Source organism: Paracoccus sp. JM45 (genome assembly GCF_003590715.1).
Lineage (GTDB): Bacteria > Pseudomonadota > Alphaproteobacteria > Rhodobacterales > Rhodobacteraceae > Paracoccus.
This window is the reverse complement of the sequence record NZ_QQVY01000023.1, coordinates 1-18,061: the sequence shown is the minus strand read 5'-3', so window position 1 is coordinate 18,061 and position 18,061 is coordinate 1. Positions and strand designations below refer to the sequence as shown.

Annotated in this window: 19 protein-coding genes and 1 pseudogene; 6 read left to right on the top strand and 14 right to left on the bottom strand. The window is 54.7% G+C overall.

The features are described 5' to 3' along the window. Nucleotides 1–3 precede the first annotated feature (3 nt). From DWB67_RS16045 to DWB67_RS16025, 5 genes are all read left to right on the top strand, one after another. Nucleotides 4–489: a heme-binding protein gene (locus DWB67_RS16045; RefSeq protein WP_119808586.1), complete on the top strand. Its 486-nt coding sequence runs from the start codon at nucleotides 4–6 to the stop codon at nucleotides 487–489. Then, nucleotides 462–692 (top strand): GntR family transcriptional regulator, encoded by a 231-nt coding sequence (locus DWB67_RS18685; protein ID WP_182911628.1) that lies wholly within the window; start codon nucleotides 462–464, stop codon nucleotides 690–692. Before DWB67_RS16045 ends, DWB67_RS18685 begins: the two co-directional genes overlap by 28 nt. A 15-nt stretch (nucleotides 693–707) precedes the next feature. Next, a complete protein-coding gene (locus DWB67_RS18680) occupies nucleotides 708–926 on the top strand; it encodes a hypothetical protein (RefSeq protein WP_119808584.1) in 219 nt (72 codons plus the stop codon). A gap of 210 nt (nucleotides 927–1,136) precedes the next feature. Next, complete coding sequence (locus tag DWB67_RS16030) at nucleotides 1,137–1,553, top strand: CopG family transcriptional regulator (protein ID WP_119808583.1); 417 nt, start codon at nucleotides 1,137–1,139, stop codon at nucleotides 1,551–1,553. A gap of 22 nt (nucleotides 1,554–1,575) precedes the next feature. Further along, the gene (locus tag DWB67_RS16025; protein ID WP_119808582.1) at nucleotides 1,576–2,601 is read left to right on the top strand and encodes a PHB depolymerase family esterase; all 1,026 of its coding nucleotides are present in this window, start codon (nucleotides 1,576–1,578) and stop codon (nucleotides 2,599–2,601) included. Between the two features lie 1,032 nt (nucleotides 2,602–3,633). Here the strand turns inward: DWB67_RS16025 and DWB67_RS18675 are convergent. After that, entirely contained in the window at nucleotides 3,634–3,846 is a 213-nt protein-coding gene (locus DWB67_RS18675) for a hypothetical protein (protein WP_370453603.1), read from the bottom strand. Nucleotides 3,847–4,186: 340 nt separating this feature from the next. On the opposite strand from DWB67_RS18675, the gene DWB67_RS16015 reads away from it, so the two are divergent. Further along, nucleotides 4,187–5,290, top strand: coding sequence for a Hint domain-containing protein (locus DWB67_RS16015; protein ID WP_182911627.1), 1,104 nt, complete (start codon nucleotides 4,187–4,189; stop codon nucleotides 5,288–5,290). An 87-nt stretch (nucleotides 5,291–5,377) separates the two neighbouring features. On the opposite strand, the gene DWB67_RS16010 is transcribed toward DWB67_RS16015, so the two are convergent. The 13 genes and pseudogenes from DWB67_RS16010 to DWB67_RS15955 all read right to left on the bottom strand — a co-directional run. Then, nucleotides 5,378–6,301 (bottom strand): esterase family protein, encoded by a 924-nt coding sequence (locus DWB67_RS16010; protein ID WP_119808580.1) that lies wholly within the window; start codon nucleotides 6,299–6,301, stop codon nucleotides 5,378–5,380. Between the two features lie 10 nt (nucleotides 6,302–6,311). Beyond that, the gene (locus tag DWB67_RS16005) at nucleotides 6,312–7,793 is read right to left on the bottom strand and encodes a hypothetical protein (protein ID WP_220475158.1); all 1,482 of its coding nucleotides are present in this window, start codon (nucleotides 7,791–7,793) and stop codon (nucleotides 6,312–6,314) included. A 37-nt stretch (nucleotides 7,794–7,830) separates the two neighbouring features. Next, complete coding sequence (locus DWB67_RS16000; protein ID WP_119808578.1) at nucleotides 7,831–8,697, bottom strand: peptidoglycan-binding protein; 867 nt, start codon at nucleotides 8,695–8,697, stop codon at nucleotides 7,831–7,833. Continuing rightward, nucleotides 8,694–10,022 (bottom strand): DUF3131 domain-containing protein, encoded by a 1,329-nt coding sequence (locus tag DWB67_RS15995; protein ID WP_119808577.1) that lies wholly within the window; start codon nucleotides 10,020–10,022, stop codon nucleotides 8,694–8,696. Before DWB67_RS15995 ends, DWB67_RS16000 begins: the two co-directional genes overlap by 4 nt. Beyond that, nucleotides 10,022–11,854 carry a glycosyltransferase gene (locus DWB67_RS15990; protein WP_255418719.1) on the bottom strand — a complete coding sequence of 611 codons (1,833 nt, stop codon included), beginning with the start codon at nucleotides 11,852–11,854 and terminating at the stop codon, nucleotides 10,022–10,024. Before DWB67_RS15990 ends, DWB67_RS15995 begins: the two co-directional genes overlap by 1 nt. A 7-nt stretch (nucleotides 11,855–11,861) precedes the next feature. Further along, nucleotides 11,862–13,013 carry an acyltransferase gene (locus DWB67_RS15985; protein WP_119808576.1) on the bottom strand — a complete coding sequence of 384 codons (1,152 nt, stop codon included), beginning with the start codon at nucleotides 13,011–13,013 and terminating at the stop codon, nucleotides 11,862–11,864. Continuing rightward, complete coding sequence (locus DWB67_RS15980; protein ID WP_119808575.1) at nucleotides 13,010–14,707, bottom strand: DUF3131 domain-containing protein; 1,698 nt, start codon at nucleotides 14,705–14,707, stop codon at nucleotides 13,010–13,012. Before DWB67_RS15980 ends, DWB67_RS15985 begins: the two co-directional genes overlap by 4 nt. An 11-nt stretch (nucleotides 14,708–14,718) precedes the next feature. Beyond that, on the bottom strand, nucleotides 14,719–15,228 hold the full coding sequence (locus DWB67_RS15975) for a hypothetical protein (RefSeq protein WP_119808574.1): 510 nt from the start codon (nucleotides 15,226–15,228) through the stop codon (nucleotides 14,719–14,721). After that, complete coding sequence (locus DWB67_RS15970) at nucleotides 15,225–15,641, bottom strand: ATP-binding protein (RefSeq protein WP_119808573.1); 417 nt, start codon at nucleotides 15,639–15,641, stop codon at nucleotides 15,225–15,227. The genes DWB67_RS15975 and DWB67_RS15970 overlap by 4 nt, the downstream gene beginning before the upstream one ends. After that, on the bottom strand, nucleotides 15,641–15,988 hold the full coding sequence (locus DWB67_RS15965; protein ID WP_119808572.1) for an STAS domain-containing protein: 348 nt from the start codon (nucleotides 15,986–15,988) through the stop codon (nucleotides 15,641–15,643). The genes DWB67_RS15970 and DWB67_RS15965 overlap by 1 nt, the downstream gene beginning before the upstream one ends. Then, nucleotides 15,988–17,190 carry a SpoIIE family protein phosphatase gene (locus DWB67_RS15960; RefSeq protein ID WP_119808571.1) on the bottom strand — a complete coding sequence of 401 codons (1,203 nt, stop codon included), beginning with the start codon at nucleotides 17,188–17,190 and terminating at the stop codon, nucleotides 15,988–15,990. The genes DWB67_RS15965 and DWB67_RS15960 overlap by 1 nt, the downstream gene beginning before the upstream one ends. 273 nt (nucleotides 17,191–17,463) lie before the next feature. Then, nucleotides 17,464–17,650, bottom strand: a pseudogene (locus DWB67_RS18455) (IS5/IS1182 family transposase); the annotation flags it as partial. Between the two features lie 148 nt (nucleotides 17,651–17,798). Continuing rightward, nucleotides 17,799–18,061, bottom strand: a 263-nt coding sequence (locus DWB67_RS15955; protein ID WP_182911625.1) for a transposase, incomplete at its 5' end; no start/stop codon positions are given.

The window sequence follows — 18,061 nt, the reverse complement described above, 5'->3', positions numbered from 1 at the left end:
CCTATGAAACTGGCATCCAGCCTTTCACTTGCCACAGCCGAGGCGATCATAGACGGAGCCTTCGCAACTGGAGCATCCGAGGGGATGAAGCCCCTTTCTGTTATCGTTCTTGATTCCGGCGGACGTATGGTCGCGCTAAAATCGCAGGATGGCAGCGGGATCATGCGGGTTGATATCGCGATGGGCAAGGCGTGGGGCTCCCTTGGCATGGGCATGCCAAGCCGGATGATCCGCGATTACTTGTCGGAACGGCCCAATTTTCAGACAGCATTGGCCGTTACTTCACAGGGTCGCTTCGTTCCCGTGCCCGGTGGCGTGTTGATCGAGGATGCCGGCGGAATGATTATCGGCGCGGTTGGGATCAGCGGTGACGCGTCCGACAAGGACGAGTATTGTGCCATATGCGGGATTAAGGCTGCCGGTTTTACACCCTCGCCGCAGGAACCGGACCCCAACTGGCGTTGTGCATCACTTTCGGACCATCGCTAGGTGTTAGCCGTACCTCCCCGCGTGAAGCCATCCGTAACCTTGTCGAGAAAGGCTTGCTGGATTCCCGACCTAAACGGGGCACGATCGTCCGTGAACAATTCTGGTGGAACCATCTGGACGAAGACCGGCCGCGCTGGCGGATCAAAATCACTGCAACAGCGACTTATCTCGATAAGATGTTTGCCCTGCGCCGTGCGACCTGACCCGAAGCCTCGGCTTTGGCAGCGCGACACGCCCTGCCCGAAGATCGTGAACAGATTGCGCGCGATTTTCAGGCGGTGGTCGATGCCTGTTCCGATGATGAAGCACGGATCAAGGCCAACCTTGCGTTCAACACGTCGACCTATCTTGCAACCCGCAACGAATTCTTTTGTCCAATTGGTCATATGCTGTTGATTAGCCTTCCAAAGATGTTTCGTATTGCATCACGCGGATAGCATCGTCCGCGTGCGATTGCCGAACATTGCGACCTCATAGACGCCATCGTTATGGGCCATCCCGAGAGAGCGAGGGACTTGTCCCTGACCTTGCTTGATCATGCGGCCGATGACATTGTCTGCGTTCAAAAATACGGTGGTTGAAAGCCACGCCTATTGTCTAGTCCATTTTAACATCCATATACCATCCATGCGGATGGAGATTTTGATATGGGCGACGTAAGGCAACTGCGGGACAAGCAGCCTGAAAACGAAAAAATAACGATCAATCTAGGCTTTGTGGATCTGGGTCGCATCGACCTGTTGGTGCAGGAGGGGTTCTACTCCAATCGTAGCGATTTTATTCGCAACGCGATCCGAAAACAGTTGGATACCCACACCGAAGCCGTCGACCGGTCGATCCAGCGTCACACAATGGAGGTGGGCCTGCGCGATTTCAGCCGCAGCGACTTGGAAAACCATCGCGAGGCTGGTGAGATTTTGCACATCAAGGTCGTTGGCCTTGCCCGTGTCGCGCCGGATGTCACTGCCGATCTGGCACAGGCAACGATCGGATCAATTACCGTACTTGGATCGCTGCAAGCATCGCCCGAGGTCAAAAAGGCCTTGGCCGACCGCATCAAATAGCGTCTTTGAAAGGATAAATTAGATGATGAACTTTACCAAAGGTACATGGCGTCAAACAAAAGAGGCGGGTAAAGGCCAACTGTCATCGGTCAGTGATTTGGTAAACCGGACGCTGGCCCAGCACGGATTGGCCCCGCAAGCGGGAGGAACGCCGAACTTGTCGGATATTCTCGCGCATCTGCGATCTGCATCCGCAGCACCTGTCGTTCCCGAGGGAGCCAGCTTTGCGGAAGACAGTTTTTCCTGTGCCGCCGGAACGCGCCGTTTCCGTACTTATGTCCCGGCCAGTGCCAAAAAAGGGGCCACGGGGTTGGTTCTGATGCTACATGGCTGCACCCAGTCTCCTGAAGATTTTGCTGCAGGAACAGGGATGAACGCATTGGCGGACAAGCAAGGGTTTATCGTCGTGTATCCTCATCAAACGCGCGGCGACAACGCCCAATCATGCTGGAACTGGTTCAGCCGCGGCGATCAGCAGCGCGACAAGGGCGAACCCTCGATCTTGTCCGGTATCACCCGCCATGTGATGTCACAGCACAATGTTCCTACGGATCAGGTCTTTGTCGCGGGCCTTTCGGCAGGTGCTGCAATGGCTGTTATTCTGGGCAAAAACTACCCCGACCTCTTTCACGGGGTCGGCGCGCATTCGGGCCTTCCTGCGGGTGCAGCCAAAGATGTTCCCTCGGCTTTTGCTGCCATGGCGGGACAAGGGATCAATGTTACCCCCGAAGGTACACCGGTTCGCACGATCGTTTTTCACGGCAGTGCGGATACTACGGTGCACCCTTCGAACGGCGATCGCATTGTCCAACATGCGCTGGACCCGCGCCAACCCCAAAGCCTGCAGAATGAGGAAAAGGGAAATGCACAGGGTCGGTCATTCCGTCGTTGTACCGTCTATGCCCCCAACGGCGCTGTTGCAGTGGAACATTGGATTATCGAGGGCATGGGCCATGCATGGTCTGGCGGTAAACCAGAAGGTAGTTATACCGATGAGCAAGGGCCTGATGCCAGTGCTGAAATGATCAGGTTCTTCCGCGATGTATAACGGATACGTTGTACGATCTCGGTTTGTGGTAAGGTCATATTGAAGAATGAAAAAACCGGAAACGAATTGATTTGGTGTCTGCAAGGAAAAGGCAAATATAGCGGTATTTTCTAAAAATTCGTGCCACGAGCTGCTGCCGGTTTTGTGGGCAGCAGGATAAGCTAGAATAGTGCGTGCTTCGAACTTCATTGGGCTGAGGTAGCCCGGTTGTGAATGGCGCTGCTAGGGTTGTAGGAGCGTTTGAAGTAGTCGAAGACATCGGTGCCAACTTCATTTCAGGTGGATACACTTTGCGGGCGGTCCATTCAGTCTTCAGTGTTGAAACGAAACTTTCCATCGCCGACCTCGTCATGATCTCTCAGACCAGTGGCGTTCCCATAACTCGATCCCAGACATCGCCCGTTCTGCTCATCGAGCATGTGACGCCGTTGCCCGCCCGCGGGCGTTGAAACTGCTCGCACATGTATCCGGGATCCCTGCTCGGAATGATGAAAGAGTGCGTCACCCTTCCCTTGGCCCCAGACCGCCATCATCAGGGTATTCATGAGGAGCGACTTATCGCGTATCGGCCTTATGGAGCAACCGACTACGCGGCGAGAAAACAGGTCTAGAACGACTGGGACATACATACAGCCAGCCAGCCTCCGGCGGTCCGGATGTGTATGAAATCGGCCCGCCACCCTTGGTTTAGCTATCTGTCTGGCAATTCCGGTCAGTGCCTCACCGGTTCACTCTAGCCGGTGGCGTTCACTGGCTCGATGTCGGCAATGATCAAGCGTTCGCTATCGTTCTTGGGCTTGCCGCGGCGTCTAGGCCGTGCTCTGAAAGCGTTGCAGCGCATTAGCCGCTTGATCTTATGCGGGCCGCAGGCCAGCTATTCTTCCAACAGATCGCAGTACATGCGATGCGCGCCATAGGCTCGAGCACTGGCTTTGAAGCTTGTCTTGATCGCCAGGACGAGTTTGACATCATGGATGTCGCACGTGCTGGTCGGGCGGTCCAGCGAGGCGTGGAAGCCTGCACGGGACACCTTTAGCACTTCGAAGAGCCAACTGATTGGCCAATGTGCCAGTGCTTGGTAATGACGATGAATTTCACGTCGCCGCGCGCGAAAAAAAGCGTTAGACCATTGTCCGTGAACCAATAGTGAAAAATGGTTTCACTCTTCTTGGGAATGGCGCACTCCACCCGTAGCCGGACGCCCTCTTTCTTCAGGGCTGTGATCTCGGCCAGATCGGCACGCATCTACCCATTTCGGGGGAAAGCAGCAGCCAGGCTTGCGCTAAATGCCCTCATCCAGCGGCGCCGCACACTCTCGGGCAGATCGAGATCGCGCGCCACCTGTAACGCCGCTACGCCCAGATCGGTTCCAAGCCTTATAGCATCTGTCTCGTACTCACGGCCGAACTTTCGTTTCGTCATATCCCCCCCGGTTCCTAGATCGCGATCTTGCCTTTATGCCCACAAAACCGGCAGCAGCTCAGCTGTCGTATTACTGCGAAAGGATAGCTTTCCTTTGATGGCTTATACCCATAGTTTATCTATAGTTTGTTCCTATTTATCTTCGTCCGCGCAAAGGTTGGTCATGGCATTCATATCCGAATTGCACTTTCGAGGCTCAGGAGTTGCAAATTCGGGTGAGTTTGTTGAAATCACATTAGGCCCTGACGACAATCCCGATGATTTCGTCGTGTCCGTTTACGACGATGACGGTACCTTGAGTACGGGTGCCGGTATTTCCGGTGGTGAAGTCAACCTTGGCACACTGACCGGAACAGTGCACCCAGATGATCCTGATTTTACCATTTATGTTATTTCAGTGGGGGTCCGTAATTCCACCAGCGATAGCAACGAGGGCAGCGGTATTGCACTGACCAATGTCGATACTTCGACGGTTCTAAGTTTTTACAGCGCCAACAGCATCTCTGCTTTTGCGGCGACTGAAGGTGCAGCAAACGGTACCACCTCTGACAACATTCTGGACCACTTAAGTGCGCAGAACGGTGAAAGTTACCAATGGGACATCAAAGGTAACCTGACTTTTGCGACGATTGACGCAGGGGGCTCTGTCTTGTGTCTGGCTGGAAATGCGCGCGTCCAGACCAAGCACGGTAAAGTGCATGCCGAAGATCTGCAGGTTGGCGATATGGTTTGGACAGCGAACCACGGCTTTCAGCCTGTTCAATGGATAGGAAAGACTAGGCTTTCGTCCGAATATCTGTCGCAGAACCACAAGCAGCGACCGATCTTTCTGGCGAAAGACAGCATTGCCCCTGGCTTTCCGCAATCGGGCCTTGCTCTTTCAAGGCAGCATCGTGTTCTGATTTCATCACCCGTTGCCGAACGTATGACAGGCCATTTTGAAGTTCTGGTTCCAGCAGTGAAACTACTGGAATTTGACGGTATCGATATCGAACTTCCTACCGATGGCATCACATATGTCCATCTTCTGTTCCGGCAGCACGAGATTATCGCGGCGGACGGCGCGTTGGTTGAAAGTTTGTTGCTTACGGATCATGTCGGAGCAATGACCACCGGTATCGAGCATAACGATCAGACTGCCAGTAAGCCGGCGCGGCCAATCCTTGACAATAAAAGAGCGCAACAGCTTATCAGACGCATTATCAAGAACCAGCGACCGCTATATGAACCGCGGGTGCGGCGTGATTTCGGGCCCCAAGCTGCATGAGTTCTGCAGCACCAAGCTAATCTTCTTCGTTTTGCATATGTATAGGACGTTTGTGCAGGTTTTCATCTGCTGCACAAACGTATGCCATCACTCGCCATAATTACGGGTCAGGACGGCATCTATATGTAGCAAAGCGTCCGGCATTGCACCGCGCCAGAACGGCCAGTCATGTTCACCTTCTGATGTCTTGAACCTGTGTGATATACCTGCGTCACGCAGGGCGATATGCAGATCGGCGGTTGCTTCAAAAAACGGATCATCTGCGCCTGTATCAAAATAAAAACGCGGAACGCGCGTGAAATGCGTAAGATCGGTTTGTGCTATCAACGCTTGTGGTTGAAGGGCAGTCCATTCCGCTGTCAGACGATCCCGACCTGTCAATCCTGATCCAATTACCGTGCCAAATCGCGAATTATATCCTGCCTCGGAAAGTGCCAGCATTTGGGCTTCAGTCCGAAAGGATGCGCTTAGTGCTGAAATACCTGCGAACATATCCGGATATTTCAACTGATAGATCGACGCGGCCATTCCGCCCATCGATATTCCTAAGAGAGCCCGCGCATCACCATTTCCGATTGCGCGGTATTTGTCTTCGATGCCAGGGATGAAGTCCTCTATGAACATTGTTTGCCAGCGTAACGATCCGTCCGCGTCGTCTAAGAAGTATGTCGCAACCTCATTGTCGACATCGCGCCTTCCATCGGGGGCAACCGCAATCAGCGGTCGTATCTGGCCAGACAGGATCATTTGATCCAACATCTGATCGATGCCAGCCAGTGTAAACCAATCCAAAGGCTGGCCAGTTCCGCCACCGTGCAGCAGGTACACGACCGGATAGTCGCGCCCTCCGTCATCGTAACCTGGGGGTAGGTAAACGGCGTAAGACACCGGCTTGTTCAGGACCTTGCTGGGCAGGACGTTCTGGATACGCACATCTGCATGCCCGATTGCAGGCAGGCTGATACAGACAAAAGCGGAAAGTATCGCGGCAAGTAAGGATTTGGCGAACATGCGCGCTCCTTCAGAAGACAAGTTTATAGGACATCGACACGCTGCCCCCCAACACACCGGGGCCGGGGCTTGACCCCCGGTTCCACGGCCACCGGCTGCTGCTATAATTGGAATAGTTCAACTGTATCTTATCATTCACACGATAGCTTGCCGTATAGGTATAGTCAGGATTCCATGATTCTTGCACGTCGGGGGGGTAAAGATATGTCGTTAACCCGACACGTAGTTTCTCCGTGAGTGCTACGCTGCACCCCAGCGAGAATGACTCATTGGTCGGGTTAGGTAAGCCAAATCCAATCGAACAGGCCGCGCTTTTGTCCATCGGCAGCGATATCGCTGGTAACTTGTAACTGCCCCTGAAACTGCCGTCGAACAGCGATGAAACAATATTCGCGCCTTCAGAAGAAAAGCGTGCGCTATAGCTGGAATAGCTGATGCTGAGGTTATCGGTGGCTTTGTAATTGAAAGAATATGTAAAGTCAGGGTCCCATGGGGCCTGCTGACCTGACAAAGGAAAATGCACCAGCGCCATATTCATCGACAAGCGATCGTTCAGGCGTGCGCTGCATCCCAGACTGACGCGCAGCTTGCCATATTTTGTATCCTGATTTGTATGGTCGACATATTGAAGCCCTGCGCCCGTGGTTATGGAACAGCTTAGGCGAAACCGTTCTGCCAAAGTCTTGGGTTCTGCCGGTTCCTTTGGGGCTGGTGTGGCCGGTTGTGCAGGGGAGATTTCTTGCCGGACGCGTGCGGGATTATCTTTCAAAGGGGTTACGATCGCAGGCGCGGGCGGATTAGGCAGTAATGTGCAGGCATCGGGATAATAGGGGTCAGGCTCGGCGCAGTCGATATCACCTGAAAGAAACGCCACTGTATCGGCCTGCGCAGGCAGCGACTCTGCGTCTTCAGGCGGAATATCGGGTTCGGGCTGCCGTTCTTCCGGCGCAGGTTGGACATCAGGTTCGGAGATTGCCGGCGCCAAAGGCGCAGGGGGCGGTTCTGGCGGTGTGCCGCTGCCAGCCAGAACCCACTTTGCCAGATATTCAGCCAGCAGCAGGCCGGTGATGTCCGCGGGCAGGTCGGGTTTCGGTGCGCCAATCGCGGGAACAGTCATAATAACCCCCGCTTCCGAGGATATCTCACAGGATTCTGCCAGCGTGCATCGCAGCATATATTCGCCACTGGCCCTGTTGTTGTCCGCAAGAACGATTGCAGAACCGTCAGGAAACAACCGGTATGTCCAACCGCCGATATTGCCGGATTGCGCACGTGACCATGCGAAGACATTCGGGGTGTCGGTCAGGATCTCTTCAGCCTCGGGCACGGCGGGATCGTCGGTTTTGACGATGACGTCATCGGGTAGATCCAGATGCCATGCCAACGGCGGTGACGGCGCCATAACCGTAATGCGGCTATCCTCCTCGGTAACGGGCAAAACATCGAATGGCAGCGCAAATGCGGGGGGAAGGCTTGCAAATAGTCCTGCCACGCCCCACTGTAATTTGCGTCCGATCTGCACCATGCCGTCAGTCTGCGCACATTTTTGCGTTCAGCGCACGGATTGCGGCTTCGGGGTCCAGATCTGTGCTGTCGGGACCAAGCGCAGAGTCCAATGCCTGCTTCGTGCGTCCGCCCATAATTCCATCATCTCCTCCGGCGTCATAACCTGCGGCCTGAAGCATTCGCTGCAACGTTTGTACCGCCGAGGTGCCAGCCGTGATCGAGGAGAGACCGCAGCTTGCATCAGGCAAGATCGTGGGGCCGCGCTCTCCGGTCGCTGTGGGGGCAGGGGCCGTGGCGTTGTTCGGGGCCACTTCGGGAATTGCGGCGGGACGGTTCGCGTCGAAATTTGCATCTGCAGGCGCAGGTGTCGTCAGGGTGACATCTGGTGTCAGGTTATGATCTGCCCCCGCCGCGGTCGCAAGTGCAGCCCCTGACGAGAGGTTGCGGTCGGTATCCGGAACACCCGCATCCTCGGGCAGGCCGTTTGGCGCATCGGGCGTGCGGCGCTGGAAGTCCGACGCTGATACTTCTTGACCCAGAAGGCAACGACCTAGTGACGAAGCAACGTCTGGTGCTTGTGGATCGGGGTTTCCTTGGATTTCCTGTGTGCAGGATTGTGCTGCGGCATCACACAGGACGTCGATTTGCCACTGCGGGGCGGTACGGCTGTCGGCCAGTGATCCACTCAGATCACTGAACAGGCGGTAAACGAACCCGCCGGCGCGGCCTTGTTGCCACAATCCCGGAAACCGCGCTGAGGGGACATCGGCATAGTGGCGCTGCACCTCGGTCGCGCCGGGCAACGCCTGATCAAACGCTGTGCCAACACAAGGGGCCGCTTGCACCGATACAGGCAGGGCGACTGCACATAGGATGGCGGAAATTCTCATTTCGCCGCCCGCATCAGGGGGCCGGTGGCTTTGAAAGATAGCGACGCCAGAACAACGGCATTAGTATTTGCCGTGATTGATCCGTTTACAAGGCCGGTTGCCTCATAGAGGCCTTCGGGCCAGCCTTTTTCAGCGTCAACTACGGGGATGATCGCATCGACAAGGTTTTCGGTATAGTCCGTGCCGAACAATGCATCCCAACCGAATGCAGCTTTTGTCGCCATCGTCCGCATACTGTCGATGCGGTCGCCTTGGAAGGTCAGCACTGCCCAATCCGATCCCCCGCCCCAGACAGTCGAATACGCAAAGAACGGTTCTTCGCTTAGGTGCGATTCCGTCACCGCAGTCAATTTTCCCGTCTGTTCATAGCGTGCCTGCTGGGCCAGATAGATCGCGGTCGCAAAGCGGTGGGACCTTGCGTCAAAGCCGAATTCCAGTCCGTCGAAAAGATAAGGCTCACTGACGACAAATGCGGGTGTGCGGGCGCGGTGCATGCGGGTGTCGACGGGGATTGGCTGATCCAGTACCTTCTGGATCATGAAGTTGTCGCGGACCTCATAGGCGCGATAGACGTCATAGCCGTGCAGCATCATCGCCTTTGCGGCATATTGTTCGTAGCCGACGCGGCCTTCCTGATTTTCGCGAACCTCGCCTGCGGAAACGTTGGTGCCGATCAACTCTCCGTCGCGGACCATCCGGTCAAGCGACCAGCCGTCCAGTACACCCGTGATCGCGGGTGCCAAGGCCGGATGTGCGTTTTGCGCCAGCGCAAGCGCCGACATGATCCGCGCGACATCCAGCGCTGACCACCCCAGCCCTAGTTTCGACGGTTTATTGCCGTAATCGACCAATTCCAACGTGCGGGTGTTATAGGCTTTATTCGGCAGGATATCCTGGAACAGGCGCATTTTTCCAAGGCTGTCAACAACTTTTGCGATACGGTCTTCGGCCTCATCACTGGCGATCAGGTTCAGACGCTCGGCCGACAGGATCGCGATGACATAGGATCCCGTTTCCCACATGGTGGTGGACGGGTAATCCTGCACCGAATTCGCAAGCCCCGTCGTCGGATTGGTATTATTCTGGAAGTAGGTCCATGCGATCCGCGCGTATTTCATATCCTGCACAGTGCTTTCGCCGCGGATGGCCAAGGGAAGCGGCGTTACATTTTCGAATGTCTGCATCAGATCCTGACCGTTGCGCGTATTTTTAGCGGTGGTGTCACCAAGATTTTCAAGCCACATTACGACCAGCAGACCTGCAATCAGCCCTACAATAAAGATGATATGCCCGCGGGCGCGAACAAGGTTTTGACGAAAGCCCATCAGGATACCTCTGACATGTCTGCGGTTGCGGGCGGCTGCCATAAAGCAGCGCGGATGATGCCCGCCATGGCTATACAGTTATTCAACCCCCAGAGGGCATTGGTGACGACACCCGTAACGGTGTGGGGTGTATCGACAGTCATCAGGGCCACCGTTCCCCAGATAACCCCGATAATTGTAAATGCGAGGACCGCGATTTGCGGGCGGACCAGTTTCAGGAAACGTCCCGCTTTGCGGTCTTTCGGGGTCACCTTAAAGGCGATGGTCTGGCCCCGCAGCACCGCCCAAAGCGCACGCAGACCAAGCGGGAAAAACGCCAGATAGCTGGCTTTCGCGGCATAGCCTGAAATGCCCCATGTGCCGACCATCATCGCCAGCTCCAACGATATGATAAAGGGCACCACATGAATGAAGAACTGGTCCGAATATGCCGATACCGGCGCAATGCCGGTAAACAGATAAACCACGGGCGCAAAGAGGAAGATCACGTTCCAAAGCGCCCCCAGATAGGAATAGAAGGTTGCCCCGTACATAACACGTTGTGGTATGGTCAGACCGCGCCGGAACAGCGGATTGTCATTGAGCAGAATATCCAGACTGCCGCCCGCATATTTGAACCGCTGGATCGTCCATGTCATCAGATCCTGCGGTGACAGCATTTTGGATTCGACCAATGGATGCTGAAAAGATTTCCAGCCGCGTTCCTTATCGGAATGCAGCACGATTGAGGTGAAGATATCCTCGGAGACATGGAAACGGTAAGGGGCCAGAATCTCGGCACTGACGGCCTCGGTGCGGATGGCGTCCAGCAGGTCGGGGGCGACGTTGCGTTCGCGGGTTTCGAGGGTGATTTCTTCTTCGGCAGCAATGACACGGCGTTCGACCTTGGCACCGAAGGCGCGCAATGCGGCCTCCATTACGGCCTCTCGGCGGTGGATCGACCCTGCGCCGCAACAGAAAGCGGCATTGGCCCCGTTCCGCCGTCGCTGGATTACATCATAGAACATCTGCGGATCATTGACGAAAGGATCGCGGCCCAAGCACCATTCGCCGGTGACCCGTTCAATTGCCTGCCCGATTTTGGCGCCGGTCGGGCCGAACCGTCCGGCCAAAACATCGGGAAGCCTGCGCCCCTGTGGCAGATCATAGAACCACTGTGGTGTCTGGACCCAAGCCATCTTGGGGTCGCGGAAATAGCCAAGCGTTCTGACCAGCATTGTCGGAAAGGGACGCGTGTCCGCGTCGCAGATCAGCAGGAAATCACCGAATGTGTGTTCCATCGCATTGCGAAGGTTGCCGGCCTTATACCCCTCGTTGGTATCGCGCGTGATATAGCCGACACCTTCATCATTCGCGACTGCCTGCATAGCGGGGCGGCTGCCATCATCAAGAACGTGGATGCGGATATCAATCGGATGGGGGTATTCCATGGCCTTTGCATCGATGATGCCAAGCCTGACCAGTTCGGGGTCTTCGTTATATGTCGCAAAAAGAACATCGACCGAAATAGGCCGATCAGGATCCGGCGCGTCCGGGTCCACCTCGGACACCAAGGCGGGGACTGTCGGCAGTTTGACGGGCTGGTCGCGCCACAGGTTGAACACGAACAGCAACAGCCCGATATAGGCCAGCGTTTCGGCAATGGCCAAAGTCGCGGCAAACCACAAAGCCTCGGGGTTCAACGAATGCATCCAGCGCCAGCCGATGTACCACGCCCCGATCACCAGCGAGATCATCGCCAGCAATTGCCACAGCACCTCGCGCGCGGCGGAATAGGGCAGGGGCGCGGGCGGGTGTCGATCCTCGAACGCCAAGAAATAATCGTCGATCATAACGCCCTTACCCATTCGAAGCTTGTGATTTTTGGTTGCGCGACCAAGGGGTCGGGCCAAGGCCGATGGTCCATGCGGTTAGTTTGCTTTGCCTGATCGCGATCGAAAGCAACATTGCGGCGGGCAGTACCAGAAAAAAGCGGCTGGTCACCAGCAGTGCGGGCGACATCATCGGCGACATGCCTGATTTCACAACCGCAATATCGAACAGGTCGATCAGCAGCGGATGCACCAGATAGACACCGAAGGTATATTTTGCAGCCTGTGACCATCTGGGCGACCAGTTGCTGAACTGGCTGCCCATAAAGATGCAGAAAATCAGCAGCGGCATCAGGAAATGGCCATAGTAATCCCACCCCTGCCGGACCGGAAATTCGCCTTTCAGCAGCGCATGGCCAAAAAACGGCAGTGTCGCCAGATAGGCCAGCGATACCAGATATAGCGCACCGCGTCTGATCAGGCGCGTTTCGCCGCGCGGTAGCCCGTCTTTCCACAAAGAATAGAGGGCGAATGCTGCCAGACCATATCCGACATAGCCCCAGACCTTTGTGATTCTGACCAGATAGTCGCGCGCCAATTGGGGAATGTCGATAGAATATAGAAATCCCTGAACGTGATCCATTGCGCCCAATGTCGCGAACAGCAGAACGCCAAGAACAGGATAGCGCAGCGCAAGGCGCATAACGGGATAGAACAGGAAAATGGCAAACAACGTCGGCAGGAAATGCATATGATATTGCGATTTTCCTAGCAAGAAATATGCGACCCATGTTTTGATCTGGGCAAGCTGTTCCAGATATTGGGGGCCATAGCCGAATGCCTCGGCCTTAACCAAGCGGAACAAGGCATAGAAGATGGTCCAAAAAGCAAACGGCACCAGCAGACGACTGGCCTGCGTCAGGATTGCATCACGATAGGTTGGCCGATGCCGGTCGATCCGCAGCGCCATCAAGAACAGCGAGAAGAAAAAGAACATCTCGGAACCGGAAAATTCACCGATTGATCGCAGAAATACCGGAACGGCACGCTCTGTGATTGTCGCATCGGGGAATGGCTGGCCCGAAAAATTGGTCGTGCTGTGGATCAGCACCACGCCTACCGCAGCGCAGACGCGGTTGGCATCGAACCAGACCATACGGGATGCGGCAGATCGGCTCATTGCGTGCTCCAGTCGGCGCGACATGCGGCGGGCAGAACCAGACGTGGTTCGGGTTTGGCAAAGACCTGCTCCTCAGGGCGGCAATCGGTAGCAGCAATGCCGTTTTCACGATCCAGAGGTTTGCAATATTTGAATTCATCCCATGGCACGGCCGGTTCGATCTGGACCGCATTCGCGCAAGAACAGCAGGTGATTTCCTGAACCATCGGTTCCGGCAGGCATTTGTTGGCGCGGATATCGGTTCCGGAATAGGCCATGTCCCAGAAGCTGGTGTTGTCGTTTTTGAACTGCATAATCGGGCCCTGAACCTTATAAAGCAGGGCAGCCAGAATAATGCCGTTGTTGTTTGCCGTTTGCAGCGGGATATAGCCGTTGCCGTTTTCGTAAAGGCCTTCGTAGAAGCCGCCGTCTTCCTCGGACAGATCGGCAACGGTTTCAAATAGAAGGTCGGTATAAGGCACGTCCCACAGCGCCCACATGCCGATTGCCGCTTTGGCGGCCACCGCAGCACGGTCAGGCTGATAGACGTCACTTGGGTCCAGCGTGTTCCATGGATAGCCATCGGCAAAGACGGAATCGTAGACGAAATAGGGTTTTCCCTCGACCTGATGTTCCGAGCGTGCGGTGATGATGCCCGTCTGTTCAAAGCGGCGTTGCTGGACAAGGAAGATCCTGTGGGCAAATTCGGCCCGCCATCCCTGTGATGCCACACCCGGTCCGTCGGGATCGTTGATGGGCAGGTCCCAGCCCATTTCCAACCCGTCCAACAAATAGCTTTCGGTCAGGACATAGTTCTGGTTGTGGAACACCCGCGGGTCGCGGCCATCATAAGGCACATCAACGTCATAGATGTTGGTATAGGCAAGCGGCGCGGGGTCCAGCGCACCCGCGACATCAAACCCCCAAAGGGCAAAGCCCTTGGCGGCATATTCCTCGTATCCCAAGCGGCCTTCCTGCACATATCGGGTTTCACCCTGTCCGTTGACAATCGAACCGAAAAGGCGGCCATCATCCTCGACGATGTTGCAATAGTTCCAGCGCATAGGGACGTTGTCGATCCCGTTGGCAAGATAGGGATAGCGTTCCTTCATGATCCGCAACCAGACCAGCATCCGCCCCATATCCAGCACCGAAAAGCCGACCTCGCCGGGCTGGTTGGCATAGTTCACTTTTTCGCCCGTTTCGGTGTTATACACCTTGTTCGGCGCTTCGCCGCGGTACAGATCAAGGTTCCGCAACGTGCCCAGCAATTTCGTGGCGCGCCTGTCGAATTCACGTTTGTCGATAATGCCCAGCTCATGGGCCGATACCAGCGCACTCATGTACGACGCCGTGTCCCATAACGTGGTCGAAGGGTATGATCCCACTGCATTGACAAGACCTGTTTCCGGCTGAAACCGCTTGACAAAATAGCTCCAGGCGGTGCGGGCCATGGTCATTTCGCGTTCGGTCAACGCGCTGTGGCGGCCAAAATATTTTCCCTCGGCCGGTTTGGATGAAAACATCAGGTCCTGACGTTCCTGAACCGCAGGGTCCGTCAATGCCGCAGGCAGGTCGACCGAAGGGGCAGGGGGTGTGATTTGCGTGCTCGCCTCGGGATTGGAATTCTGCGATTGTGCGCGATGCGAAAATTGATCCGTCGAAAGAATAACCAGCAGCGATGTGGCCAATACGGCAGGGCGAAACAGATGCATGGCTATCCTTTCTAATGCGCGTCAACCGCGCGGGACTGATCGTCAGTCATGACGGCAAGAAGCCGTGACCGCAGGGCGCGGACATCTTTTACAAGATTTTGGAATGACGCGGGCTCGTCGAGACTGGCGTCCTGCTTTTTGTAAAGCTCGCTGCTGCAATCAGAGAGGTTATGGCAACCTAAGGTCCCTGCTATGCCGACAATCGAATGCAGTGACCGCTTGCGGACGCTGGCCAAAGTCTCATCTTCGGGGGGGGTGGTTTTACCTTCAAGTATATCCAGATGCCGGTTCAGATCTTCTATTGCGGCATTGACCATCAGCAGGGCCGTATCCTGTCCGAATTCAGCCCTTAGCTCGTCTAGACGGACGAACAGCTGGCTATCCAGAACCGCGTGGGTATTGTCGGCAGGTGCATCAGCAGCCCGTGGGGCAACTGTTCTGGTTGCGCGCATTCGCAGGGCGATCACCACGCCAAGCACCGCCATAATCACAAAGACAATGATCGCAAAGCTGGTGGTCATGATGGCACTGACCTGTTGAAGATCATTTCCAAACTGTTTCCACCATCGCCAGGCGTGAACGAGATTTTATCTGCCAGCATATGGATTAGCGGCACACCACGTCCGCTTTCGGACATTTGGTTAACTTCATGCGGGGCAGGGACGTTTTTAAACAGATCATCGGGCGCGCGGTTTCCCGCGTCGACGATCTGAACACTGACTTGTGGGGGGCTGATATTTAATGTGACCCGTATGTCTTTTGCCGGATCAGGTGTGTTCGCATGCTGGACGGCGTTGGCAAGCGCCTCCATCACGGCAATTTCGAACGAAATGCGCTTTTCGTCGGACAGCGCGTCCGCCACGAGGGAGGTCAACTCGGCCAATACCCCGTTCAGCCGGTCAAGATCAGCCTGCATCAGGATAATATGCTCCATCACAGACGCTCGCTCAGCGCTGCGGCAGCCTCGGCACTATTGGGATAAGTCGGGAACACCCTGTCCATGCGTGTGATACGGAACATCTTATCGACGCTGCCGGACAGGCCGCAGACGACAATCTCTCCTCGGTTGCCAAGACGTTTCAGAATGCCGACCAATGCGCCAATGGCCGATGAATCGACAAATGCCACGCCCGTCAGGTCGATGACCAAGCGGTATTCGCCCTTGTCGATCAATTGCCAGACCTCGTCCTTGAACGATGTCGCATTGGCTGCTGTAAGCCGGTCGGTAATAGGGTCGATAACGCAAATCTGGCTATCGGCGACATGTTTTATTTTTATCATTATGCCTGGATCCTTTCGCATACGACAACCGTCAGATCATCATCCAGCGGCGACCCGCCCCGCCATTCGGAAAGAGCTTCAATAATCCTATCCGGAATACTGGCAGGATCATGTGCGCGGGCCGTTATAATATTTTTTACACCGTCATCGTCGAAAGGTTGCCCCGATGGGTCCTCTGCTTCGAGCGCGCCGTCGGATACCAGCACCATAAAATGATCTGGAGGAAAATAGGTCTTTTGATTTTCAAATTCTGCTTGTGTTAAAAGCGCAACCGGAAATCCCCCCTGTCCAAGCGATGTACAAACGCCAGCTGGTCCGGTGATTATCGCGGACGGATAACCACCCTGACAAAAGTGTAATTCGTTCCTGCTTTGATCTAATACTCCGCAGAACATTGTAAAATAATCGGTGCTGTCATCGCGAAAAAACTTTTTGTTAAGGAAGCGGACTAAGGCTGCTGGATCGGGATCTCCGTCCTTATCGATAGCCCATTGACGAAAAAATTCGGCGCTTAGCATATGCCCTAGGGCCACTGACATGAGGGATGCATGAATCCCATGCCCTGCTACGTCGATTGCATAAAATCCGAGAATGCCGGGATCTATTTCAAAATATGCGAACATATCGCCTGCCAATATGTTCGAGGCCATCATGGCGGAATGGAATTCGCATTGGCCAATTCGGATATGCTGATCCGGTAACATCCTGCGTTGTGCATTTGCAGCGTCATTTAAATCAGATTCAATGCGCTCTTTTGCTAAACGCAACTTATCTTCGCGTTCTGCTAACCTTTTTTCATGTAACAACAATCTTTTAACTGATCTAATTCTTGCGGTCAGGCTTGCAGTATCAACAGGTTTCGCCATGAAGTCATCGATACCCGCGTCAAGCGCGCGTTCTCGTTCCTCGGACTGATTGCGTCCGGTGACCATAAGAATGTGCACATAAAGTTCTCCAGGATCGCTACGTATCCGGCGGGCGAGATTGATGCCGTTCAAGCCGGGCATATCCAAGTCACAAATAAGTATCTGAGCATTGTGATCGCGCAATAATTTAAGCGCACAGATTCCATTGTCCGCTTCATACGGATCGTAACCCAGTTTTTTCAAGATGGATGAGATATATGTACGCTGTAGACAGTCATCGTCAGCGACAACAACTCTCTTTATATAGTCTGGATACCTTTCGATATTGTCTGACATCTTGTTCCTGAGTTAAGCATGTACAATTTACCGGATCGCCCTATAATATTGGGCAAAGCTAATGTTTAGAACCATTGAATGTAGAAAACATCACAATTTTTAGATAGATTTTTTATTTTAAGCGAAATCAATTTCCTGGGTGTTGTATCGCGGTTGTATATTTCTGAAAATATTACGCATATGCTAATAAAAAATATGACTGAATTTTTGCTTTAGAGTGGCGTTGTTGTAGTCTTCATTTCGGAGATCTGACTGCTCCGTTTCCCGTTCAAGTCAGGCCATGTGAACGGTCTTGGCCGTGCAGAGTGCATTGAAGCGGTTCATGAGTGCCGCACCGATATGGACTTTAGCGGCTTCGCTATCGGGGCCCCTTGAGGAGATCTTGTTACCGAATGCTTTGAAATATCGCATTCTAGCCTCGATGCGACTTCGAACGTGAATAACCGGTCCAGCAATTCCAAAGATAGTCGCAGAATTCTGGACCAGTTGCTAGCAGGCCGCTGAATTAGTCGACGCGCCGGAACGTTATTCTGCCGATGGAGCGAATGCGGCCTTCTCTGGTCAACGAAGCTCCGAGATTTTTGGTCCCCATGCAGCCACCATAGGCTTCATACCCCCGGTAATCCAGGCAGTCGAGCCAGGTTATTGGCGGCCATTGTCAGGATGAAGCGGGATCGCACCCGTTCGACGCCGCGATAGAGGGTTTGCGCCATGCCGCCGACGGTCTTGGCCCGGCCCAAGACTTCCTCGATCCGCTTTCGGTGCTTGATCGATGAGGCATAGCCCTGATGTCGGGTCGTGCGCCCGTCGATCGCGGAGTATCGTGATTTCCGTGCGACATGCGCGGTGACGCAGGCCTCCCGGAGGTCGG